Genomic DNA, 213 nt, shown 5'->3' with positions numbered 1-213 from the left:
CCCGCACGAAAGGTGTAACGATTTGGGCACTGTCTCAACCAGAGACTCGGTGAAATTATAGTACCTGTGAAGATGCAGGTTACCCGCGACAGGACGGAAAGCCCCCGTGGAGCTTTACTGTAGCCTGATATTGAATTTTGGTACAGTTTGTACAGGATAGGCGGGAGCCATTGAAACCGGAGCGCTAGCTTCGGTGGAGGCGCTGGTGGGATA

At 52.6% G+C, this 213-nt stretch carries 1 rRNA gene; it reads left to right on the top strand.

Annotation, left to right across the window (positions count from 1 at the left end):
• Window positions 1–213 (top strand): 23S ribosomal RNA (locus tag MR170_RS32085); the annotation flags it as partial.

Source organism: Bacillus cereus group sp. BfR-BA-01524 (assembly GCF_022662595.1).
Lineage (GTDB): Bacteria > Bacillota > Bacilli > Bacillales > Bacillaceae_G > Bacillus_A > Bacillus_A thuringiensis_S.
Note: the sequence above shows the minus strand (reverse complement) of the source record. Positions and strands in the feature narration are given on the sequence as shown.